Raw genomic sequence first — 23,066 nt, forward strand, 5'->3', positions numbered from 1 at the left:
CCTTAACGTCTCGTAGGAAACCGCTGAAAATCCCGCAGTCTGCTGCCTGAAAAGAGCAGCGATTCCGGAGATGGCGGGTGACCCGTGACGTGGCAGGGCTGGTGGCGACGTCGTTGAACGTCGCCACCTGGCCTTATTTGCTGATGCTGACACCGTAGAAGGAGTTCAAGCCGAACGGGCTGATCTTGAAGTCCTGCACGGAGTTGCGCATGGGTTGAAACACCGTCGAGTGTGCGATAGGTGTCATTGGAACCTGGTCTTTGATGATGTGTTGCGCCTGCTTGTACAGCTCGGTGCGCTTGGCCACATCCGGCGTGGCCTTGGCTTGCTTGATCAGTGCGTCATAGGGCTTGTCGCACCACTTGGAGAAGTTGTTGCCGTTCATGGCATCGCAGCCGAACAGGGTGCCGAGCCAGTTGTCCGGGTCACCGTTGTCGCCGCTCCAGCCGATGATCATCGCCTGCTGCTCGCCGCCTTTGGAGCGCTTGATGTACTCGCCCCACTCGTAGCTGACGATGTTCACTTTAAGACCGATCTTGCCCCAGTCGGATTGCAGCATTTCCGCCATCAGCTTGGCGTTCGGGTTGTAGGGACGCTGTACCGGCATGGCCCACAGGGTGATCTGGGTGCCTTCCTTGATGCCGGCTTCCTTGAGCAGTTGCTTGGCCCTCTCGGGGTCGTACTTGGCGTCCTTGATGGTGGTGTCATAGGACCATTGGGTCGGCGGCATGGCGTTGACCGCCAACTGGCCGGCGCCCTGGTAGACCGAGTCGATGATCTGGGCTTTGTTCACCGATATGTCCATGGCCTGGCGCACCTTGAGGTTGGCCAGCGGATTGGGTTCGGTGCCGCCCTTGAGTACCGGCATCACGTTGTAGGCCACATAGCCCAGGTTGAAGCCTGCCTGCTCCGGCATCTTCAGGTCTTTGTCTTCCTTGAGTGCCTTGAGGTCGGCCGGACGCGGAGAGAGGGTGACCTGGCATTCGTTTTTCTTCAGCTTCTGGACTCGCACCGACGGGTCGGTGGTGATGGCGAAGATCAGGTTGTCGATCTTCACGTCTTCAGGCTTCCAGTAGTCCTTGTTGCCGGTGTAACGGATGTTGGAGTCTTTCTGGTAGCTTTTGAACACGAACGGTCCGGTGCCGATCGGCTTCTGGTTGAGGTCGCTGGCCTTGCCTTCCTTGAGCAGCTTGTCGGCGTACTCGGCGGACTGCACCGAAGCGAAGCTCATGGCGATGTTCTGGATAAAGGCGGCGTCGACGCTCTTGAGGTGAAACTTGACCGTCTTGTCGTCGATCTTCTCGACCTGGGTGATGTTGGTGTCCATCCCCATGTCGGTGAAGTAAGGGAATTCGGTGGGGTAGGCCTTACGGAACGGCATGTCCTTGTCGATCATGCGGTTGAAGGTGAAGAGCACGTCGTCGGCGTTGAAGGTACGGGTCGGGGTGAAGTACGGCGTGGTGTGGAATTTGACCCCTTCGCGCAGATGGAAGGTGTAGGTCAGGCCGTCGTCGGAGATATCCCAGCTGGTGGCGAGGCCCGGAACGACGGCGGTGCCGCCACGTTCGAACTGGCTGAGGCGGTTGTAGATGGTTTCTGCCGAGGCATCGAAGTCGGTTCCGGTGGTGTACTGGCCAGGGTCGAAACCGGCCGGGCTCCCTTCAGAGCAGAACACCAGGTTAGTGGCCGCGTGGGCGAAGGGTGCGCTGGCAAGCAAGCCTGCGCCGAGTAAAAACGGAATGACCGCGTGTTTAAGCATGGTGGCCTCATGATTTGTTGTCATTTTTGGTTAGAGGACGACCTCGTGAGTCGACCTGCCGATACTTATGCAGGCCTCATACCCAATGCAAGATGCAGAACTGCCGCAGGTCTTAAACAGTGGAACGAACGTACATGAATGTCGCATATGTATAAAATTTGACGCATTTGATCGTTTGCGCAGGCAATTTTTGCTGTTTTTACGGCCAAAACAGCACAACCGGGGCGTCTGACGCACCCGGTTGGTTCACGCTCGCGGGTTATTTATTCAGGCTGACGCCATAGAACGGCGTGAGGCCGAACGGGCTGATCTTGAAGTCCTGCACTTCCTTGCGCAGCGGCTGGAACACCGTGGAGTTGGCGATCGGAGTGATCGGCACTTGCTGTTTGAGGATCAGTTGCGCCTGCTGGTAGAGCTTGATGCGTTCGTCACGATCGCTGCTCAGCTTGGCCTTTTGCACTAACTGGTCGTAGGCCGGGTCGCACCATTTGGCGTAATTGCTGCCTTTGACCGCCGCGCAGCTGTAGAGCACGCCGAGCCAGTTGTCCGGGTCGCCGTTGTCGCCGGTCCAGCCGTAGATCATCACGTCATGCTCGCCGTTCTTGGCGCGCTTGATGTACTCGCCCCATTCATAGCTGACGATATTGGCCTTGATCCCGACCTTGGCCCAATCCTCCTGGATCATTTGTGCCGACATCCGCGCATTGGGGTTGGACGCCCGCTGCACGGTCATGGCCCACAGGTTGAGGGTCGTACCCGGTGCCACTCCGGCTTCCTTGAGCAGGGCGCGGGCCTTGGCCGGGTCGTGGGGCGCGTCTTTGATGTTCGGGTCGAATGACCATTGCGCCGGTGGCAGGGCGTTCTGCGCCAGTTGCCCGGCGCTCTGGTACACCGCCTTGATGATGGCCGGCTTGTCGATGGCCATGTCCAGGGCCTGGCGCACCTTGAGCTGGTCCAGCGGTGGGTGGGTCACGTTGTAGGCGAGAAACCCTAGGTTGAAGCCGGGCTGCTGGAGCACCCGCAGGTTGGGGTCTTTTTCCATCACTTCGATATCGGCCGGGCGCGGGTAACCGCTGACCTGGCATTCACCGGCCTTGAGCTTCTGCAAACGTACCGCCGCGTCGGGGGTGATCGAGAAGATCAGGTTGTCGAGCTTCACGTCCTCGGGTTTCCAGTAGGCGGTGTTGCCGGTGAAGCGAATCTGCGAATCCTTCTGATAGCGCTTGAACACGAATGGCCCGGTGCCGATCGGTTTCTGGTTGAGGTCGGCGGCCTTGCCCTGCTTGAGCAACTGCGCGGCGTATTCGGCGGACTGGATCGAGGCAAAACTCATGGCCAGGTTTTGCACAAAGGCGGCGTCGACGTTGTTCAGGCTGAAGCGCACGCTGTGCTCGTCGACCTTGTCGATGCTCTTGATCGTGGTGTTCAGGCCCATGTCGGTGAAGTACGGCGACTCCGAGGGGTAGGCCTTGCGGAACGGGTTTTCAGGGTCGAGCAGGCGCTGGAACGTAAAAAGCACGTCGTCGGCGTTGAAGTCGCGGCTGGGGGTGAAGTAGTCGGTGCTGTGGAATTTCACCCCTTCGCGCAGGTGAAAGGTGTAGCTCAGGCCGTCCTTGGACACATCCCAGGAGGTGGCCAGGCCCGGCTCGACCTCGGTTGCGCCGCGCTTGAACTGGGTCAGGCGGTTGAACACGGTCTCGGCCGAGGCGTCGAAGTCGGTGCCGCTGGTGTATTGGCTCGGGTCAAAGCCGGCCGGGCTGGCTTCCGAGCAATAGACCAGGGTCGAGGCGGCCTGGGCGAGGGGCGCACAGGCCAGCAGGCTGGCGGCGAGCAGCAGCGGTTTAAAGACAATCGTGTCCATGAAGTCCCCTAGTGATGACCGGGCCAGAGCGGCCAGGGCGAAAAAGGCAGGCATGAGATTACCGCTGCCGGGTTGAATCAGAAACAGCGGGTTGGTTAGCAGCTCATAACCAAAACCAGCGCATCGTTATTCCAGACCAAGCCTAGTAAAGTTGCGCGCTCCCAGGGAGCAAGGGGGAAAAGGGGAGCTGGACGCTGCCAGGTTATGGATAGACCGGTTTGCTGATCACGGCCCGGGGCAGGCATTTTTCGTCATAGGGACAGGAGCAGGCAGGATCATGGGTGTTAGAGGGTGGATGGTGGCTGGGTGCCTGCTGCTGGCAGGTTGCAGTGAAGAGAAGTCGCCGCCCGTTGCGTGGTTTCTTGAGGACACTTCTCGCCTATTCAGCACGCTTCGGGCGTGCGACTCGGTCAAGAACAAACCGCATTACAGCTGGTGCAACAACGCGAATCTGGCCGCCATGACGCTGCGGCAGCGGTCTGAGGAAAGAGAGCGGAGGGAGCGTCTGGAACGCCTCAACCAGGCACCCTACCGAGTGAAACTGATTTATTGGTACGGGCTGAATCCCGACGCGTTGAGCGCGGTGCTCGAGGTGTGCCGCAACGCGATGGAGCGTCAGATGCTGGAATCTGATTTCGCCATGGGCTGCACCCTGGCCAGCCAGGCTCGGCTCAGCAATATCATGCGCAAGCTGCAGTAAGCCGCCCGAGCCGCAGGCGGCTTGTGTGGTGAGCCGGACCCGCCGGGCGGCAGGTCCGGCAACCGCTTATTGCATCAAGACTTCAATCGAGCCATCGGCGGTCATGCTGACCTGGCTGGTGCCGGCCTCGACTTCCGGGGTCACCGGTGCCGAATCCATGCTGGCCGCTTTCATCATCATCGGTGCGCGCATGTACGGCTGTGGATAACCGTTGCTGTTGAGGTTCAGGTTGACGATTTTGTAACCCTTGCCGCCCAGGGCGTCGGTGGCCAGTTGGGCGCGGGCCTTGAAGGCGTTGACCGCGTCCTTGAGCAGGGCGTCTTCGCTGGTCTTGCGGGTCGGGTCGGCGATGGCGAAGTCCATGCCGGCCATTTTCAGGTCGCCGAGCATCTCGCCGGTGAGCTTGGACAGGGCGGCGAAGTCCGAGCTTTCCAGGCGCAATTCAGCGCGCTCGCGCCAGCCAGTGATTTTCTGGCCCTTGGTGTCATAGATCGGGTAGCTGTTGCGGCTGCCCTGGCGCAAGGTGATGTCCTTGACCTGACGAGCCTGGCCCAGGGCCTTGTTCATGGTGGTGGTGATCTGCGCCGCCAGCTTGGCTGGATCGGCATCCTGGGCTTCGCTGTACAGGGTGACGATCATCAGGTCGCGCGCCACTTCCTGGCTGACTTCGGCGCGCAGGGCGATCTGGTTGTAATGCAGTTCATCGGCGGCCAGCGCCGGCAGGCTGGCGATGGAGCCGATGCTGAGGGCGAGAAGGGCGGCGCTGCGACGGAATGTATGCATGAAAACTCCTTGAGTACGGTCCACAGGTGACGGTCCCGTTCCTGCGTGAAACCATCAGACAGTATTGGGCAGCGGCAAGTTTCAAGCGCCAGGCTGCCAGTTGAGAACCCCTAGGCTTGTAGCTTAAAACTTGGCGCTTGCCACTGCTTTTCTGTGACGCTTTGCCGCAGTTTTGCCTGCGGGGCGTGCTGCTTGGTTATACTCGTCGCGATCCGCCTGGAGCGCTCATCAGGAGAGCTCATGCTCGCCCCCGTACAATTGCTTTCCGCCACTCGCCAGAACCTCTGGCGCCTGACCTTTATCCGCACCCTGGTCCTGGCTGCCCAGGCCGGTTCGGTGGGGCTTGCCTACTGGTTTGACCTGCTGCCGCTGCCCTGGCTGCAACTGGCGGTGACCCTCGGTTTTTCGATGATCCTCTGCGCCTTCACGGCGATTCGGCTGCGTACCTCATGGCCGGTCACTGAGCTGGAGTACGCGGTGCAGCTGGCCTGCGACCTGTTTATCCACAGCGCGCTGCTGTATTTCTCGGGGGGGTCGACCAACCCTTTCGTCTCCTATTACCTGGTGCCGCTGACCATCGCCGCCGTGACCCTGCCATGGCGTTACTCGGTGATTCTCTCCGGTATCGCGCTGACCATGTACACCCTGCTGCTGGCGCAGTTCTACCCGCTGCAGACCTTCCCCATCGCCCGGGAAAACCTGCAGATCTACGGCATGTGGCTGAGTTTTGCCCTGGCCGCGGCGGTGATCACCTTTTTCGCCGCGCGCATGGCCGAAGAGTTGCGCCGTCAGGAAGAGCTGCGGGCGATCCGTCGTGAAGAGGGCCTGCGGGACCAGCAATTGCTGGCCGTGGCCACCCAGGCCGCCGGTGCCGCCCATGAGTTGGGTACACCGTTGGCGACCATGAGCGTGTTGCTCAAGGAAATGCGCCAGGACCATCCCGATCCGCTGTTGCAGGACGACCTGAGCGTGCTCCAGGACCAGGTCAAGCTGTGCAAGGAAACCCTGCAGCAACTGGTGCGCGCCGCCGAAGCCAACCGGCGCCTGGCGGTGGAGATGCAGGAAGTCACCCAGTGGCTGGATGAAGCCTTGAACCGCTGGCACCTGATGCGCCCCGAAGCCAGTTATCGCTTCCTGCTGCTGGGCCAGGGACCGGTGCCGCGCCTGGCGCCGCCGCCGGACCTGACCCAGGCCTTGCTCAATCTGCTGAACAATGCCGCCGATGCCTGCCCCGAAGGGCTGGAAGTCCGCCTGGACTGGGACGAGGAAAACCTGACCATCAGTATTCGTGACCACGGTCCCGGCGTACCCTTGGCCATCGCCGAGCAGATCGGCAAGCCGTTTTTTACCACCAAGGGCAAAGGTTTCGGCCTGGGCCTGTTTTTGAGCAAGGCCAGCGTGACCCGCGCCGGTGGCTCAGTGAAACTCTACAGTCATGAGGAAGGTGGCACGCTTACCGAGCTGCGCCTGCCCCGTGTCGCCCGAGGAGACCAAGATGAGTGACGAACCCCAAGTCGAAGGCGAAGAGCTGCCGCATCTATTGCTGGTGGACGACGACGCTACTTTTACCCGCGTAATGGCCCGCGCCATGAGCCGTCGCGGTTTTCGCGTCAGCACCGCAGGTTCTGCCGAAGAAGGCCTGACCATCGCCCAGCAGGACTTGCCGGACTATGCCGCGCTGGACCTGAAAATGGACGGCGACTCCGGCCTGGTGCTGCTGCCCAAGCTGCTTGAGCTGGATCCGGAAATGCGCGTGCTGATCCTGACCGGCTATTCGAGCATCGCCACCGCTGTCGAGGCGATCAAGCGCGGTGCCTGCAATTACCTGTGCAAGCCGGCGGATGCCGACGATGTGCTGGCCGCGCTGCTCTCCGAACACGCCGACCTGGACACCCTGGTGCCGGAAAACCCGATGTCGGTGGACCGCCTGCAGTGGGAGCACATCCAGCGTGTGCTGACCGAGCATGAAGGCAACATCTCCGCCACTGCCCGCGCCCTGGGCATGCATCGGCGCACCTTGCAGCGCAAGTTGCAGAAGCGCCCGGTACGCCGCTGAACCGCGCCTGAACGAATGTCCGCAAGGCATCGTGAAAAAGCCAGCCGATCAACTATGATCGGCTCAGAGCTTGCCCCTTCCCTACCGAGCCACAACGATGAATCAGAACGCTGAATATTCCGCGGTCAACGATACTGTGCGCGGGCAGTTTTTCCGACGGGTCTGGGCGATGGTCACGCCATACTGGCGCAGCGAGGAGAAGGGCAAGGCCTGGCTGCTGCTGATTGCAGTGATCGCCCTGTCGCTGTTCAGCGTGGCGATCTCGGTGTGGATCAACAGTTGGTACAAGGATTTCTACAACGCCCTGCAAAAGAAGGACGAAGCGGCGTTCTGGCACCTGATCCTATATTTCTGCGGGATTGCCGCCGTGGCGATTCTCGGTGCGGTGTATCGCCTTTACCTGACCCAGATGCTGACCATTCGCTGGCGGGCCTGGCTGACCGAGAAACACTTCGCCCGCTGGCTCGGCAATAAAAACTACTACCAACTGGAGCAGGGTGGTTACACCGACAACCCTGACCAGCGGATTTCCGAAGACCTCAACAGCTTCACCAGCAATACCCTGAGCCTTGGCCTGGGGCTGATCCGCACGGTGGTCAGCCTGGTGTCGTTTTCCATCATCCTCTGGGGCGTTTCGGGCAGCATCGAGGTCTACGGCTACACCATTCCCGGCTATATGTTCTGGTGCGCGCTGGTGTACGCCGCCGTCGGCAGTTGGCTGACGCACCTGATCGGTCGACGCCTGATCGGCCTCAATAACAATCAACAACGGTTTGAAGCCGACCTGCGTTTCTCCATGGTCCGGGTTCGTGAAAACGCCGAGAGCATTGCCCTGTACAACGGCGAGAGCAACGAGAACCGGCGCCTGAGCGCACGCTTCGGCATGGTCTGGCATAACTTCTGGGACATCATGAAGGTCTCCAAGCGTCTGACCTTCTTCACCGCCGGCTATGGCCAGATTGCCGTCATCTTCCCGTTTATCGTCGCAGCCCCACGTTACTTCGCTGGGAAGATCGAGCTGGGTGAGCTGATGCAAATCAACTCGGCGTTCGGCAATGTGCAGGAGAACTTCAGCTGGTTTATTTCGGCGTACTCCGACCTGGCCGCGTGGCGCGCGACCTGTGATCGTCTGTTGAGCTTCCGCCAGGCCATGAGCGAAAACGAAGAGCGCACCCCGGCCATCGATGTGCAAAACGAAGGCGGCGAGCTGAAGGTGCATGACCTTGGGCTGGACTTGGCAGATGGCCGCAACCTGCTGGAAGGGGCCGAAATGAGCGTTGCCCCCGGCGAGCGCCTGATGCTCAGCGGTCGTTCCGGCAGTGGCAAAAGCACGTTGTTGCGGGCGATGGGGCGCCTGTGGCCTGCGGGTCACGGCAGTATTCGCATGCCGGACCAGCGTTATCTGTTTTTACCGCAAAAACCTTACTTGCCCATTGGTAGCCTGCGTGAAGCCTTGAGTTATCCACAGTCGGGCGACACCTACCCTCACGAACGCTACGTGCAAGTGTTGGAAACCTGCCGCCTGCCGCACCTGGTATCACGCCTGGACGAAAGCAATCACTGGCAGCGCATGTTGTCTCCCGGCGAGCAGCAGCGCCTGGCCTTTGCCCGTGCATTGCTCTATGCGCCGACCTGGCTGTACATGGACGAAGCCACATCCGCCATGGACGAAGAAGACGAGGCGACGCTCTACCAGGCGCTGATTGATCAACTGCCAGGCTTGAGTATTGTCAGCGTTGGTCACCGCAGCAGCCTCAAGCGCTTCCATCCTCGGCACATCCGGATCGAGCACGGACAACTGATCGAACAGTCGGTGCTGGCCTAGCATCGCCTGCGCCGGTCGGCACCCAGGTGCTGGCCGGCTTGCTTGACCTCAACGGCTGTCCTTTTTCCTGTCGAATAAGACAGGGTTTACGCTGGACGGTGATCGTACAACTAAGCTGAGCTATGATGCGTTCTCAGTTGCCTAAAAAGATGCCCACCATGGAAAACCTCAACACCGCGCCCCGCCTACCCCGCAAGCGCCGTAGCCTGGCGCAGGAGCTGGTCACGGTGCTGTCCGAACAGATCCGTGATGGGCTGCTCAAGCGCGGTGACAAGTTGCCGACCGAGTCGGCGATCATGGAAGCCCACGGCGTCAGCCGGACCGTGGTCCGCGAGGCGATCTCCCGCTTGCAGGCGGCGGGGCAGGTGGAAACCCGCCACGGTATCGGTACCTTTGTTCTGGACACCCCAAGCCCCAGCGGTTTTCGAATCGACCCGGCCACCGTGGTCACCCTGCGTGATGTGCTGGCGATCCTCGAGCTGCGCATCAGCCTCGAAGTGGAGTCGGCAGGGCTCGCCGCACTGCGTCGCAGCGATGAGCAACTGGCCGCCATGCGCGCGGCACTGGATGCGTTGAATGAAAGCGCAGCCCATGACAGCGATGCTGTCGCCTCTGACTTCCAGTTTCACCTGCAAATCGCGCTGTCCACCGGCAACCGCTATTTCACCGACATCATGACCCACCTGGGTACCAGCATCATTCCGCGGACCCGGCTCAACTCGGCGCGCCTGGCCCACGATGACCAGAAGCACTACATGGGGCGCCTGAGCCGCGAGCATGAAGAGATTTATGAGGCCATCGCCCGCCAGGATTCGGATGCAGCCCGTGCGGCGATGCGTTTGCACCTGACCAACAGCCGCGAACGCCTGCGTCATGCCCACGAGGAGGCAGAAGCGCAGCGCGGCTAGGCCGTTTCTCCAGCAGGCGCCGCTGATCAAGCTTCGGGCGCAATGACATCGCGGGCAAGCTCGCCCCCTACCGGTTGTAGGGGGCGGCCTTGCCCGCGATGCTTTTTAGCGGATCAAGCGCTTTGCAGAATCGAGCGGTCGACTCTCACGGCCAGTTGGCCCTCGTGGGCTGAGGTGTCGAACGTCACTTTGCCGTCGGCGGCCACCTGCGCGCGGGCAATCGCTACGCCGTTGGACAGCAGTTCCAGGGGCGCGCCCTGGAGAGATTGGCCGGAGGCCAGTTGCAGTGTCAGGTTGATACTCATGGTGAGGTCCTTGTCAGGCAATGCGGTCGATAAAGGTGGTGGAACTGGCGTCGATACTGGCGATCAGCTCGGGCGAACCCCCAAGAAATTGCCGGTAAACGTTGCGTGTCAGGCTGCTGCCTGAGGCTGCGGCAATGCCCAGGGTCGGCTGGAAACGGTCGCTGAGTTGGGCATAGGCCGACCAGGGTCCGGTGTACGACTCGCTGAGCCCCTGGCTTTCGCTGATGGCGTAGCGCACGGCATTGCCCGGTAGCCAGTTGGGTTCGCTCGGCGTCTGGCTTTGCCAGCCGTCGGCCAGGATGGTCGGCGCTGCCGTTGGCGCTTCGAGGTAGCCGGCGGGTTTGTTGGGTGTGTAGTGGGTCAGCAGCAGATAGGTGCTCCAGCCCCACCAGTTGTCGACGGTCTTGCTGTCGTTGAGGTTATTGACGTCGCTGCGGCGCAGCACCTTGTCGCCCTGGGTCACGAACAGGGGCGAGAAGTTGGCACCAGGGCTGGAGACCGCTTGCAGGTCCGGCAGCCCTTGCAGCGCGGCGAAGCTGGCAGGCGCCGCTGGGTTGCCACTCTGGTAGCAGGCGAAGATTTCATCGGCCGAGCTCTGCACGGCCCGTTGCACCTGCTGGCGATTGCGCTGGTCGACGGTGTCGAAGTAACGCTTGTCGCCATAGGCGTGCCATTGCTCGCCTCGGGCGTTGCGGACATTGAGGCCGAACTTGCTGTCTTCGTCGTGCATGAAGCGGGTAATCAGCGAACCCAGGTCACTGGGGGTGACCACCGCCGCCAGTTGTTTGCGCGGCACCCGCAGGTGGCCTGCGGAGAACAGGTCGGTGAGGTAGTGATCGGCAAAGGCGCTCATTGCATAGGCCAGCTCCAACGGTTGGGTGTCGGCGCTGCCATGAGCCAATCGCGCCTGCTCCAGTGCCGCGCTGTGCCCGGCGATGTAGGCAAGCTTTGCCCACTCGCCAAAGTGGTCGGCGTTGTTCGCCGCCAACTTCAGGTAGCGCCCCAGGGGCAGCATCGGCGAGACCACGCTGCCACCGCCGGTAATCCGGTTCCACTCTTCAGACAACGTATCTCCAAGGGCGTCATACGCCTCATGGGGCTGCTTGCCATCGCGGATCGCCTGGTGAGTGGCGACGATTTCTTTCTGCATCACCGCGAGGATCTGCCGCGCTTCGTCTTTCGACGCCGGCAGGACCGCCAGGGAGTTGAAGGCCGCGCTGAAACGCTGCACGCGCTCCACCGCCGAAGCGCCTTCGCTGATCGGTCGGTCGGGGATGCCGTAGAAGTCACCGCCCAGCGCCACTACCTGGCCATAGGTCAGTGCCAGGCCATTGGGCAGGTGCAATTCGACCTGGGAGGCAGCAATCGGCGGGGCATCCGCGGCGAAGCGCAACCAGGTGTTGTCGCCGATAACGGTGTGCTCGCCACCTTCGAAACGCAACTGGGGCTTGGGTTTCAGCGGGTTTTCCGGTGGTGTGCCCGGCGGCCTGGGAGGCGAATATTTGCGGCTGTGGTGAGGGGCGACGCGCAGCAGCAGGCTGTCGCCATCGCCGTTGATGGCCAGGCCCTGTTCGCTGAACAGCTGGTCGAGATCGGCCGCGATTTTGCCGGCAAGCGATGCTTGTTGCGGCAGGGGGGTTGAGAGTGCTGACATTTCTAGCTCCTTGATATGTCATCGTTCAGGTCATTATTTAACTGTATGTATATACAGTTAAATCGAGCTTAGATGAAATCATTGGCCCGTCAAGGAGCCGCAGGCGAGCCGATCAATTTTCTTTGTAACGACGAAATGCAGTTGACGATTATATTTTTAGTTGTACGATGACCTACAACTTCAGCCAAGCCTGAGGTCTTTTCCATCACAATGTTTCCCAGGGTGTTCGAATAATGAATCCACAAGAACTGAAGTCCATCCTCTCCCATGGCCTGTTGTCTTTCCCGGTCACCGACTTCAATGCTCAGGGCGACTTCCATCGCGCGGGCTACATCAAGCGTCTCGAATGGCTCGCCCCTTACGGCGCCTCGGCGCTGTTCGCCGCGGGCGGCACTGGCGAGTTCTTCTCCCTGGCAGCCAGTGAGTATTCGGAAGTCATCAAGACTGCGGTCGATACCTGCGCCACCAGCGTGCCGATTCTTGCCGGCGTTGGCGGTTCGACCCGCCAGGCCATCGAATACGCCCAAGAGGCCGAGCGCCTGGGGGCCAAGGGCCTGCTGTTGCTGCCGCACTACCTGACCGAAGCCAGCCAGGACGGGGTTGCGGCCCACGTTGAGGCCGTGTGTAAATCGGTAAAAATCGGCGTCGTGGTCTACAACCGCAACGTCTGCCGCCTCAACGCGCCGCTGCTGGAGCGCCTGGCCGAGCGTTGCCCGAACCTGATCGGCTACAAGGACGGCCTGGGCGACATCGAGTTGATGGTGTCGATCCGCCGTCGTCTGGGCGATCGCTTCAGCTACCTCGGCGGCCTGCCGACCGCTGAAGTCTATGCCGCGGCCTACAAGGCCCTGGGCGTGCCGGTTTACTCCTCGGCGGTGTTCAACTTCATCCCGAAAACCGCGATGGATTTCTACCACGCCATTGCCCGTGATGATCACGCCACGGTTGGCAAGATCATCGACGACTTCTTCCTGCCTTACCTGGATATCCGCAACCGCAAAGCCGGTTACGCAGTGAGCATCGTCAAGGCTGGGGCGAAAATCGTCGGTCACGACGCAGGCCCGGTACGGGCCCCGCTGACCGATCTGCTGCCGGAAGAATACGAAGCACTGGCGGCGTTGATCGACGCTCAGGGTGCGCAGTAATTGATCCGGGGCCGCTGAGTAATCAGCGGCCTTTTACGTACAGAATTTTGTGTGAGGAGTGACTTCGTGGCAGAGGCAAAACGATTCGATAACTACATCGGTGGCCAATGGGTTGCCGGCGCCGACTACTCCACCAATATCAACCCGTCGGACCTGTCCGAGGTGATCGGCGAGTACGCCAAGGCCGACCTGACCCAGGTGCATGCCGCCATCGACGCTGCGCGTGCGGCGTTCCCGGCCTGGTCGACCTCGGGCATCCAGGCGCGCAGCGACGCGCTGGACAAAGTCGGCAGCGAGATCCTCGCCCGCCGTGAAGAGCTCGGCACCCTGCTGGCCCGGGAAGAGGGCAAGACCCTGCCCGAAGCCATCGGTGAAGTGGCGCGTGCCGGTAACATTTTCAAGTTCTTCGCCGGTGAGTGCCTGCGCCTGTCGGGCGATTACCTGCCCTCGGTGCGCCCGGGCGTCAACGTCGAAGTGACCCGCGAAGCCCTGGGTGTGGTGGGCCTGATCACGCCGTGGAACTTCCCGATCGCGATCCCGGCCTGGAAGATCGCCCCGGCCCTGGCCTACGGCAACTGCGTGGTGCTCAAGCCTGCCGACCTGGTGCCGGGTTGCGCCTGGGCCCTGGCGGAAATCATTTCCCGCGCCGGCTTCCCGGCTGGCGTGTTCAACCTGGTGATGGGCAGCGGCCGCCTGGTGGGCGACGCCATCGTCAACAGCCCGAAAGTCGACGGCATCAGCTTTACCGGCTCGGTGGGCGTAGGGCGGCAGATCGCCGTCAACTGCGTGGTGCGCCAGGCCAAGGTGCAGCTGGAGATGGGCGGCAAGAACCCGCAGATCATCCTCGACGACGCCGACCTCAAGCAGGCGGTGGAGCTGGCGGTGCAGAGCGCGTTCTATTCCACCGGCCAGCGTTGCACGGCGTCGAGCCGGCTGATTGTCACCGCGGGCATTCACGATAAGTTCGTTGCTGCGATGGCCGAGCGCATGCAGTCGATCAAGGTCGGCCATGCCCTGAAAGCCGGCACCGATATCGGCCCGGTAGTGTCCCAGTCGCAACTGGAGCAGGACCTGAAGTACATCGATATCGGCCAGTCCGAAGGTGCACGCCTGGTCAGTGGTGGCGCGCTGGTGACCTGCGACACCGAAGGCTACTTCCTGGCCCCGACTCTGTTTGCCGACAGCGAGGCCTCGATGCGCATCAGCCGCGAAGAGATCTTCGGCCCGGTGGCCAACGTGGTGCGTGTCGCCGACTACGAGGCGGCGCTGGCCATGGCCAACGACACCGAATTCGGTTTGTCGGCAGGCATAGCCACCACCTCGCTGAAGTATGCCAATCACTTCAAGCGCCACTCCCAGGCGGGGATGGTGATGGTCAACCTGCCGACCGCCGGCGTCGACTACCACGTGCCGTTCGGTGGTCGCAAAGGTTCGTCCTACGGTTCCCGCGAGCAGGGTCGCTACGCGCAGGAGTTCTACACCGTGGTCAAGACGGCTTACATCGGATCGTAAAGGCTGGATCTGCAGGGGCCGCTTCGTCGGCGCCTGCAGCACAACGTGATTACCCGCATAAAAATAAATAGTGGGAGTACATCCAAATGCAAGCGACCAAGCCGACTCACGTCCGCTATTTGATCCTGCTCATGCTGTTCCTGGTGACCACGATCAATTACGCCGACCGTGCCACTATCGCCATCGCGGGTTCCAGCCTGCAAAAAGACCTGGGTATCGACGCCGTCACCCTGGGCTACATCTTCTCTGCATTCGGTTGGGCCTATGTGGCCGGGCAAATTCCCGGTGGCTGGCTGCTCGATCGTTTCGGCTCGAAAAAAGTCTATGCCCTGAGCATTTTCACCTGGTCGCTGTTCACCGTGCTGCAAGGCTATGTCGGTGAGTTCGGGGTTTCCACTGCGGTGGTGGCGCTGTTCATGCTGCGCTTCCTGGTGGGCCTGGCCGAGGCGCCATCCTTCCCCGGCAATGCGCGGATCGTTGCCGCCTGGTTTCCCACCGCCGAACGCGGTACGGCGTCGGCGATCTTCAACTCGGCGCAGTATTTCGCCACGGTGCTGTTCGCGCCGTTGATGGGCTGGATCGTCTACCGCTTTGGCTGGCAGCACGTGTTTATCGTGATGGGCGGGATCGGCATCGTGTTTTCGCTGATCTGGCTGAAAATTATCCACAGCCCGCGCCAGCACCCGATGATCAACGAGGCCGAGTTCAAGCACATCGCCGACAACGGCGGCATGGTCGACATGGACCAGGACAAGGTCGCAGGCAAACGCAGCGATGGCCCGAAATGGGACTACGTGCGCCAGTTGCTGACCAACCGCATGATGCTCGGGGTGTACCTGGGCCAGTACTGCATCAACGGCATCACCTACTTCTTCCTGACCTGGTTCCCGGTGTACCTGGTGCAGGAGCGCGGCATGACGATCCTCAAGGCAGGTTTCATCGCTTCCCTGCCGGCCATCTGCGGCTTTATCGGAGGTGTGCTGGGTGGGGTGACCTCCGATTACCTGCTGCGCAAGGGGCACTCGCTGACGTTCGCGCGCAAGGCGCCGATCATTGCCGGGCTGCTGGTGTCCAGCAGCATCGTGGCCTGCAACTACGTGGACATCGAATGGATGGTGGTCGGCTTCATGGCCCTGGCGTTCTTCGGCAAGGGCGTGGGCGCCCTGGGCTGGGCAGTGGTGTCGGACACCTCGCCAAAACAGATCGCCGGCCTGAGTGGCGGACTGTTCAATATGTTCGGCAATATCGCCTCGATCACCACGCCGATCGTGATTGGCTACATCATCAGTTCCACCGGTTCGTTCAAGTGGGCCCTGGTGTTTGTCGGCTGCAACGCGCTGGTGGCGGTGTTCAGCTACCTGGTGATCGTTGGCCCGATCAAACGAGTGGTGCTCAAGGAGCCGCCAAGCGACGGCCCCGAGTTGAGCAAACTTTCCCACGCACATTCCTGAAGGGGCGGCGTCATGCAGTTGATTGAACATTCAGACTCGCCGCGCTACATCCGCCTGCACGAGCTGGACAACGTTGTGATTGTGGTCAACGACCAGGGCGTGCCGGCCGGCACCGAGTTTGCCGATGGCCTGGTGACCGTGGATTTTGTACCGCAGAGCCACAAGGTGACGCTGGTGGATATCCCCGAAGGCGGCCAGGTGATTCGCTATGGCCAGACCATCGGTTATGCCTTGCAGCCAATCCCCCGCGGCAGTTGGGTCAAGGAAGACCAACTGCGCATGCCGACCGCGCCGCCCCTGGACAGCCTGCCGCTGTCCACCGAGGTGCCGCCGGCCCAGGCTGCGCTGGAAGGGTTCACCTTCGAGGGTTATCGCAACGCCGACGGCACGGTCGGCACGCGCAATATCCTGGGAATCACCACCACCGTGCAGTGTGTGACCGGGGTCCTGGACCATGCGGTCAAGCGCATCCGCGAAGAGCTGCTGCCCAAGTACCCCCATGTCGATGATGTGGTGGCCCTGACCCACAGCTACGGCTGCGGCGTCGCCATTACCGCCACCGATGCCTATATCCCGATCCGCACCGTGCGCAACCTGGCGCGCAACCCCAACCTGGGGGGCGAAGCGCTGGTCATCAGCCTGGGCTGCGAGAAGTTGCAGGCCGGCCAGGTGATGCATGAAAACGACAGTTCGGTGGACCTCAGCGAGCCCTGGCTGTATCGCCTGCAGGACTCCAGCCACGGCTTCACCGAGATGATCGAGCAGATCATGGAGCTGGCCGAAACGCGCCTGAAGAAGCTCGACCAGCGGCGTCGGGAAACCGTGCCTGCTTCCGAGCTGATCCTGGGCATGCAGTGCGGCGGCAGTGACGCGTTTTCCGGGATCACCGCCAACCCGGCCCTGGGCTATGCCTCGGACCTGCTGCTGCGAGCGGGGGCAACGGTGATGTTTTCCGAAGTCACCGAAGTACGAGATGCCATCTACCTGTTGACCTCGCGCGCCGAGACCGAAACCGTGGCCCGCGAGCTGGTACACGAGATGGACTGGTACGACCGCTACCTGGCCAAGGGCGAGGCGGATCGCAGCGCCAACACCACGCCGGGCAACAAGAAGGGCGGTCTGTCGAACATCGTTGAAAAATCCCTGGGCTCCATCGTCAAGTCCGGCAGCAGCGCGATCAATGGCGTGCTGGGCCCGGGCGAGCGTTTCAGCCGCAAGGGCCTGATCTTTTGCGCGACGCCGGCCAGCGATTTTGTCTGCGGCACCTTGCAGCTGGCTGCCGGGATGAACCTGCACGTGTTCACCACCGGACGCGGTACGCCCTATGGCTTGGCGATGGCGCCAGTGGTCAAGGTCTCGACCCGCACCGAGCTGGCCCAGCGCTGGCCGGACCTGATCGACATCGACGCCGGGCGCATCGCCACCGGCCGCGCCAGTATTGAAGAGCTGGGCTGGGAGCTGTTCCACTTCTACCTGGACGTGGCCAGCGGCAAGAAGCAGACCTGGGCCGAGCAGCACAAGCTGCACAACGACATCACCTTGTTCAACCCCGCACCTATTACCTGAGGCCGATGGCCTGTCGCGGCGGGTGCCGGATACCCGCCGCGACCCCGGTTCTTGTCACCCACAACAATAAAAGCAGGAGTGCATGGCAGTGAAAATCGCCAGCATCGAAGTCATTCGGCTGAGTATTCCCTTCAGCACCGGCGCGACCCAGCGCAGTAACAGCGGGCCGGTCCAGGACGACGACGCCTTCAACGCCGCCTCGACCCGCCATCGGCGCATGGAAAGCCTGATGCTCAAGGTCAGCACCGACAGCGGCCTGGTGGGCTGGGGTGAAGCCTTCGGCCACGGCAGCAACCCGGTGACCTACAAGGCCCTGACCGACCTGGTGGCGCCGCAGTTTCTCGGCAGCGACGTGGCGAATTTCCAGGACACCCTGGAAGCCGCGAGGCGCGCCCTGCATGGCTTTGGCAGCAGCGGACCGGTGACCTACGCCTTGTCGGCAATGGACATCGCGCTCTGGGACCTGGCTGCACAGCGCGCTGGCCAGCCGCTATACAAGCTGCTCGGCGGCCGAGACCGGCCCCTGGAGCTGTACGCGAGCCTGGTCAGCTACGGCAACGACCCCGAGGAAGTGGCGCGCCAGGTACGCCGTGCGCGCGGCCAGGGATTTCGCAAGATCAAGCTCCACGAAACCACCTACGCCGCCATCGCTGCTGCCCGTGAGGCGTTGCCGGTGGAGGAGGGCGAGCTGATGGTCGACGTCAATTGCCCCTGGAGCGTGAGCCAGGCCAGCGATATGGCCGGACAACTGCGCCCGCTGCAATTGGCCTGGCTCGAAGAGCCGGTCTGGCCGCCGGATGACGCCCATGGCCTGGCCCAGGTGCGCAGCCACGGCGTGCCCATCGCTGCCGGGGAAAACGCCGCCGGGGTCCAGGGCCTGCGGGCGATGTTCGAGCAGGGTGCGCTGGATATCGCCCAACCGAGCGTGGCCAAGATCGGCGGTATCAGCGCCATGGTCCAGGTCTTCGAGCTGGCCCGGCGCTACCAGGTCAAGGTCGTTCCCCATTGCTTCTACTTCGGTCCCGGGCTGTTGGCGGTGGCGCATCTGTGCAGCCTGCTGCCGGCGGATATCAGCCTTGAGGTGCCCTTTATCGAGCTCGAGCGCCTGCTGTACCCGCAGCTCGCGTTCACCCCGCAGATGAGCCTGCCGCAGCAGCCGGGGCTGGGCTTCGCGCCTGACGCCGAGGTGCTCGGCGCTTACACCGTGGAATCTGTAGTGCTGTCCTGACAACAATAAGGGTCGACAAAAATGTTAGGTAAATACCGCTGGAAAATCGCCGGCCTGCTGTTCTTCGCCGGGATGCTCAACTACCTCGACCGCGCTGCGTTGTCGGTGGTGGCGCCGCTGCTCAAGGGCGAGCTGAACATCAATGACGCGCAAATGGGCTTTATCTTCAGCAGCTTCTTTATCGGCTACTGCGCCTTCTGTTTTATCGGCGGCTATGCGGCGGATAAATTCGGGCCCAAGCGCGTGTTCGCCTGGGCCGCGGGCGGCTGGTCGGTGTTTTGCGGCCTTACGGCGCTGATCACCGGGTATGTGCAGTTGCTGATCTGTCGGATCTTTTTCGGCATGGGCGAAGGCCCGATGGGCACCACCACCAACAAGGCGATCACCAACTGGTTCCCCCGTGAGGAGGCTGGCCGCGCGATCGGTTTCACCAACTGCGGCCAGCCCCTGGGCGCGGCACTGGCGGGGCCGATTGTCGGCCTGGTGGCGTTGAATTTCGGCTGGCGGATTTCCTTCGTGGTGATCGCGGTGCTGGGGGGGCTGTGGCTGCTGGCGTGGCTGAAGTTCTTCAAGGACACCCCCGAGCAGCATCCGCGAGTGTCCGAGGCCGAGCGCGAGCTGATTCGCCAGAGCCGCGCCAACATCATTGTCGAGAGCGTCGAAGAGGGTCGCAGCCTGACCCATTACATATTCTCGGTGCCGGTACTGGCCGTGGCCATGGCGTTTTTCTGCTTCAACTACGTGCTGTATTTCTTCCTCACCTGGCTGCCCAGCTACCTGATGGATTACCAGCACCTGGACATCAAGAGCATGAGCATCATCGGCGTGATCCCGTGGCTGGGCGCGGCGGTGGGCTTTCTTGGCGGCGGCTTTTTCGCCGATGGCCTGGGCCGGCGCCTGGGGAATGTGATCCTGGCGCGCAAGATCGTGCTGGCCCTGGGCCTGGGCGTGGCGGCGGTCTGTGTGCTGCTGACCACCCAGGTCGCGTCCCTGGGGATGGCGGTGGCCTGCATCACCGTGTCCAGCGTGTTTCTGTTCATGACCCCGCAGATCTGCTGGGCGCTGATCCAGGACATCGTGCCGAAGAACCGCGTGGGCGGCACCGGTGGCTTCGTGCATTTGCTGGCGAACCTGGCGGGTATTGCCGCACCGTCCCTGACCGGCCTGCTGATCCAGTACGGTGGCGGCTACAACTCGGCGTTCTTCCTGGCCGCAGCGGTCTCGGCGGTGGGCATGGTGGTGGTCGTGTTGGCGGTGCGTTCCCGGCAACCCGAGGCGGGTGTTGCGCAAATGGCCTGATCCACCTGCCGGGGTGAAGGGTTTTGGTCCGGTGGTGGCGCCGGGCCTGAGACCGGGCCGGGAAACTGGCTTATCATTGGCGCCCTGACCACGGGCTCAAGGTTCACCCCGCATGCTGGCTATTTTTCTTCAAACACTGAGCATCACCGCCCCCGTGTTTGCGATGTTGTTTCTTGGCGTACTGCTCAAGCGCGTGGGCTGGATCAACGACAATTTCATTCATACCGCGTCGGCCCTGGTGTTCAACGTCACCATGCCGGCGTTGTTGTTTCTGGGCATCCTCCATGCCGACCTGCATTCGGCGCTCAAGCCCGGACTGCTGATCTATTTCGCCGTGGCCACCCTGCTCAGTTTTATCGGTGCCTGGGGCTGGGCGATCTGGCGCTGCCCGCGGGAAGACCGGGGCATCTATACCCAGGGCGCGTTTCGCGGCAACAACGGCGTGATCGGCCTGGCCCTGGCGGCGAGCATGTATGGCGCGTACGGGATCTCCCTGGGGGCGGTGCTCGCGGCGCTGGTGATTCTGTTCTACAACACCCTGTCGACCATTGTCCTGGCGGTCTACAGCCCGGTGATCAAGTCCGATCCGTGGAGCATCTGCAAAAGCGTGGTCAGCAACCCGCTGATTATCAGCGTGCTGCTGGCGGCGCCCTTTGCTTATTGGCAGATCAGCTTGCCGGGCTGGCTCGAAAGCTCCGGCCAGAACCTGGCGCAGATGACGCTGCCCCTGGCCCTGATCTGCATCGGCGGCACCTTGTCGCTGGAAGCCTTGCGCAAAAGTGGCGACCTGGCACTGAGCTCGAGCCTGGTGAAAATGGTCGGGTTGCCGGTGCTGGCGACCTTGGGCGCCTGGTTGTGCGGCTTTCGCGGGGCGGAGCTGGGGATTCTGTTTCTGTACTTCGGCAGCCCCACGGCGGCCGCCAGTTTTGTCATGGCGCGCGCTGCCAATGGCAACCATGAATTGGCGGCGGCGATCATTGTCATCACCACGCTGATGGCGGCCGTGACCACCAATATCGGGATCTTCCTGTTGCAGTGGGGCGGCTGGATCTGACGCCGGCAACGGACTGATCGCCAGCCCATTGCCGAGTCCGGCGAGGCCTCAGTCGGGCTTCTGATAGGTATCGATCACTTCCTGCGCTGCACGGAAGGCATCGATGGCCGCCGGCACTCCGGCATACACCGCGCAATGCAGCAGCGCCTCGCGAATCTCTTCGACGCTGCAACCGTTGTTCAATGCGCCACGCACATGGCCCTTGAGCTCCTGCGGGCACTTGAGCGCGGTCAACGCGGCCAGGGTGATCAGGCTGCGGGTCTTGAGCGGCAAGCCCTCGCGGTTCCAGACGCTGCCCCAAGCGTGTTCATTGACGAAGTCCTGCAGCGGTTGGGTGAAGTCGGTGGCGTTGCCCAGGGCGCGATCGACGAACTCATCGCCCATGACTTGGCGCCGCACTTCAACACCGGGCTTCTTTGGGTCGGTCATTGTGCTTCTCCTTTCTTGTGTTGGCGGCGCCAGGCACGCAGCGAGCTGAATAGCAAAAAGGCCACCAGCGCCGGCAGGACGAAAAACAGCATCAGGTTTTCCAGCTTGCCGGCCAGGGGCATGCCGGTGGTGAAGGACACCACGTGCAGCCCATAGGCCAGGTACAAGCCCAGAAACAGCAAGCCCTCGGCCCGGGTCACCCGGTAACCGGAATAGAACACCGGCAGGCACAGCACGGCGACACCTAGCATCACCGGCAAGTCGAAATCCAGGGCGTTGGGCGAGACCGACAGTGGCATCGGTGCCACCAGGGCGGTGAACCCCAAGACCCCCAGCAGGTTGAACAGGTTGCTGCCGATGACGTTGCCTACGGCGATATCCCGCTGCCCGCGCAAGGCGGCGATCAGCGAGGTGGCCAGCGCCGGCAGCGAGGTGCCGACCGCAATCACGGTCAGGCCGATGATGCGCTCGGACAAGCCCAGGTCGGAGGCCACTTCCACCGCCGCCTGCAACAGCAGGTGCCCGGCGAAGGCGAGCAGGCCCAGGCCCAGCAGCATCGACAGCAGGCTGCTGACCCAGGGTGGGTTGCTGCTGGCAGGGGGCAGGCCTTGGCCGGTGTGGTCGGCGCCGGCCTGGGGGCGGGCGCTGTGGCGCGACTGGCGCAGCAGCAGGCCCAGGTACAGCAGCAGGGCGGCCAGCAGGATCAGGCCATCGACCGGGGTCAGTTCTTCGTTGTAGGCCAGGACGAACACCAGCAGGCTGGCGCCGATCATCAGCGGGATATCCAGGCGCACCAGTTGCCGCGAGACCCGCAGCGGGATGATCAGGGCCGACAGACCTAGGGTGACCAGGATGTTGAAGATGCTGCTGCCGATCACGCTGCCCACGGCGATATCGGTGTTTTCAGCCAGGGTCGCCTGCAGGCTGACCGCCATCTGCGGGGCGCTGCTGCCCAGGGCGACGATGGTCAGGCCGATGATCAGTGGCCGCACATGCAGGCGCGCCGCCAGGCGCACGGCGGCACGCACCAGCAGCTCGGCGCCGGCCACCAGCAGGATCAGGCCGCTGACAAGCTGCACCAGGCTGAGCAGGGGTAAATCGGCTAATCCGAAAATGGTCAGGGCTCCGTCGGTCAGTCGCTGAGGGCTTGCACGCGCACCCGCGCGGTGCCGCTGCGCAGCATGCCCAGTTGCTCGGCCGCGGCGCGGGACAGGTCGATCAGGCGGCCACGGGTGTGGGGCCCGCGGTCGTTGATGCGCACCACCACGGTCTTGTCGTTGCTCAGATTGGTGACTTGCACCCGAGTGCCGAAGGGCAGCTCGCGATGGGCGGCGCTCAGGCCGTGCTGGTCGAAGGGTTCGCCGCTGGCGGTACGCTTGCCATGGTGGCGGGCACCGTAATAGGAGGCGGTGCCGGTTTCGTCATAACCGCGTGGGTCGATGACATGGCTGGTGGCGCAGCCGGCAAGCAGGGAGAGCAGGGCACAGGCACCAAGCAGACGCTTCATAAACCGGGCTCGCATAATAAATGT

20 protein-coding genes are annotated in these 23,066 nt (G+C 62.4%); 12 read left to right on the forward strand and 8 right to left on the reverse strand.

Going from position 1 to position 23,066, the window contains the following annotated elements; all coding sequences use genetic code 11:
* Positions 1–133 precede the first annotated feature (133 nt).
* Positions 134–1,759 carry an ABC transporter substrate-binding protein gene (locus tag JFU57_RS12225; protein ID WP_078469818.1) on the reverse strand — a complete coding sequence of 542 codons (1,626 nt, stop codon included), beginning with the start codon at positions 1,757–1,759 and terminating at the stop codon, positions 134–136.
* A 259-nt stretch (positions 1,760–2,018) separates the two neighbouring features.
* Positions 2,019–3,620 carry an ABC transporter substrate-binding protein gene (locus tag JFU57_RS12230; RefSeq protein WP_201129444.1) on the reverse strand — a complete coding sequence of 534 codons (1,602 nt, stop codon included), beginning with the start codon at positions 3,618–3,620 and terminating at the stop codon, positions 2,019–2,021.
* Positions 3,621–3,897: 277 nt separating this feature from the next.
* On the opposite strand from JFU57_RS12230, the gene JFU57_RS12235 reads away from it, so the two are divergent.
* On the forward strand, positions 3,898–4,320 hold the full coding sequence (locus tag JFU57_RS12235) for a hypothetical protein (protein WP_201129445.1): 423 nt from the start codon (positions 3,898–3,900) through the stop codon (positions 4,318–4,320).
* Between the two features lie 66 nt (positions 4,321–4,386).
* On the opposite strand, the gene JFU57_RS12240 is transcribed toward JFU57_RS12235, so the two are convergent.
* Positions 4,387–5,103, reverse strand: coding sequence for an SIMPL domain-containing protein (locus JFU57_RS12240; protein WP_078469821.1), 717 nt, complete (start codon positions 5,101–5,103; stop codon positions 4,387–4,389).
* Positions 5,104–5,343: 240 nt separating this feature from the next.
* On the opposite strand from JFU57_RS12240, the gene JFU57_RS12245 reads away from it, so the two are divergent.
* The 4 genes from JFU57_RS12245 to JFU57_RS12260 all read left to right on the forward strand — a co-directional run bounded on the left by JFU57_RS12245 (position 5,344) and on the right by JFU57_RS12260 (position 9,892).
* Complete coding sequence (locus tag JFU57_RS12245; protein WP_020297105.1) at positions 5,344–6,606, forward strand: ATP-binding protein; 1,263 nt, start codon at positions 5,344–5,346, stop codon at positions 6,604–6,606.
* Complete coding sequence (locus JFU57_RS12250) at positions 6,599–7,159, forward strand: response regulator transcription factor (RefSeq protein ID WP_020297106.1); 561 nt, start codon at positions 6,599–6,601, stop codon at positions 7,157–7,159. Before JFU57_RS12245 ends, JFU57_RS12250 begins: the two co-directional genes overlap by 8 nt.
* 97 nt (positions 7,160–7,256) lie before the next feature.
* Positions 7,257–8,984 carry an ABC transporter ATP-binding protein/permease gene (locus tag JFU57_RS12255; protein ID WP_201129446.1) on the forward strand — a complete coding sequence of 576 codons (1,728 nt, stop codon included), beginning with the start codon at positions 7,257–7,259 and terminating at the stop codon, positions 8,982–8,984.
* 158 nt (positions 8,985–9,142) lie between these two features.
* Entirely contained in the window at positions 9,143–9,892 is a 750-nt protein-coding gene (locus JFU57_RS12260) for a FadR/GntR family transcriptional regulator (RefSeq protein ID WP_078469823.1), read from the forward strand.
* A gap of 113 nt (positions 9,893–10,005) precedes the next feature.
* On the opposite strand, the gene JFU57_RS12265 is transcribed toward JFU57_RS12260, so the two are convergent.
* Both JFU57_RS12265 and JFU57_RS12270 read right to left on the reverse strand, forming a co-directional pair.
* Entirely contained in the window at positions 10,006–10,197 is a 192-nt protein-coding gene (locus tag JFU57_RS12265) for a hypothetical protein (RefSeq protein ID WP_078469824.1), read from the reverse strand.
* Between the two features lie 13 nt (positions 10,198–10,210).
* Positions 10,211–11,851: a phospholipase gene (locus JFU57_RS12270; RefSeq protein ID WP_201129448.1), complete on the reverse strand. Its 1,641-nt coding sequence runs from the start codon at positions 11,849–11,851 to the stop codon at positions 10,211–10,213.
* 233 nt (positions 11,852–12,084) lie between these two features.
* Between JFU57_RS12270 and kdgD the strand changes: the two genes are divergently transcribed.
* From kdgD to JFU57_RS12305, 7 genes are all read left to right on the forward strand, one after another.
* Positions 12,085–12,996, forward strand: a complete 912-nt coding sequence (gene kdgD / locus JFU57_RS12275; protein WP_020297111.1) for a 5-dehydro-4-deoxyglucarate dehydratase — start codon at positions 12,085–12,087, stop codon at positions 12,994–12,996.
* Between the two features lie 66 nt (positions 12,997–13,062).
* Positions 13,063–14,508, forward strand: a complete 1,446-nt coding sequence (locus tag JFU57_RS12280; RefSeq protein ID WP_201129449.1) for an aldehyde dehydrogenase family protein — start codon at positions 13,063–13,065, stop codon at positions 14,506–14,508.
* A gap of 86 nt (positions 14,509–14,594) precedes the next feature.
* Positions 14,595–15,959, forward strand: a complete 1,365-nt coding sequence (locus JFU57_RS12285; protein WP_201129451.1) for an MFS transporter — start codon at positions 14,595–14,597, stop codon at positions 15,957–15,959.
* 12 nt (positions 15,960–15,971) lie between these two features.
* Entirely contained in the window at positions 15,972–17,525 is a 1,554-nt protein-coding gene (gene garD / locus JFU57_RS12290) for a galactarate dehydratase (protein WP_201129453.1), read from the forward strand.
* Positions 17,526–17,607: 82 nt separating this feature from the next.
* Positions 17,608–18,753: a mandelate racemase/muconate lactonizing enzyme family protein gene (locus JFU57_RS12295; RefSeq protein ID WP_207202181.1), complete on the forward strand. Its 1,146-nt coding sequence runs from the start codon at positions 17,608–17,610 to the stop codon at positions 18,751–18,753.
* A gap of 21 nt (positions 18,754–18,774) precedes the next feature.
* On the forward strand, positions 18,775–20,052 hold the full coding sequence (locus JFU57_RS12300; protein ID WP_201129455.1) for an MFS transporter: 1,278 nt from the start codon (positions 18,775–18,777) through the stop codon (positions 20,050–20,052).
* Between the two features lie 112 nt (positions 20,053–20,164).
* Positions 20,165–21,106 (forward strand): AEC family transporter, encoded by a 942-nt coding sequence (locus tag JFU57_RS12305; RefSeq protein WP_078469829.1) that lies wholly within the window; start codon positions 20,165–20,167, stop codon positions 21,104–21,106.
* A 48-nt stretch (positions 21,107–21,154) separates the two neighbouring features.
* Here JFU57_RS12305 and JFU57_RS12310 read toward each other — a convergent pair whose 3' ends face one another.
* From JFU57_RS12310 to JFU57_RS12320, 3 genes are read right to left on the reverse strand one after another with little or no spacing between them, the layout of a single operon-like run.
* Entirely contained in the window at positions 21,155–21,535 is a 381-nt protein-coding gene (locus tag JFU57_RS12310) for a carboxymuconolactone decarboxylase family protein (RefSeq protein WP_078469830.1), read from the reverse strand.
* Complete coding sequence (locus JFU57_RS12315; RefSeq protein ID WP_201132104.1) at positions 21,532–22,617, reverse strand: calcium/sodium antiporter; 1,086 nt, start codon at positions 22,615–22,617, stop codon at positions 21,532–21,534. Before JFU57_RS12315 ends, JFU57_RS12310 begins: the two co-directional genes overlap by 4 nt.
* Before the next feature lie 50 nt (positions 22,618–22,667).
* The gene (locus JFU57_RS12320; protein WP_078469832.1) at positions 22,668–23,042 is read right to left on the reverse strand and encodes a septal ring lytic transglycosylase RlpA family protein; all 375 of its coding nucleotides are present in this window, start codon (positions 23,040–23,042) and stop codon (positions 22,668–22,670) included.
* Positions 23,043–23,066: the final 24 nt, after the last annotated feature.

The organism is Pseudomonas sp. TH07 (genome assembly GCF_016651285.1).
Classification (GTDB): Bacteria; Pseudomonadota; Gammaproteobacteria; order Pseudomonadales; family Pseudomonadaceae; genus Aquipseudomonas.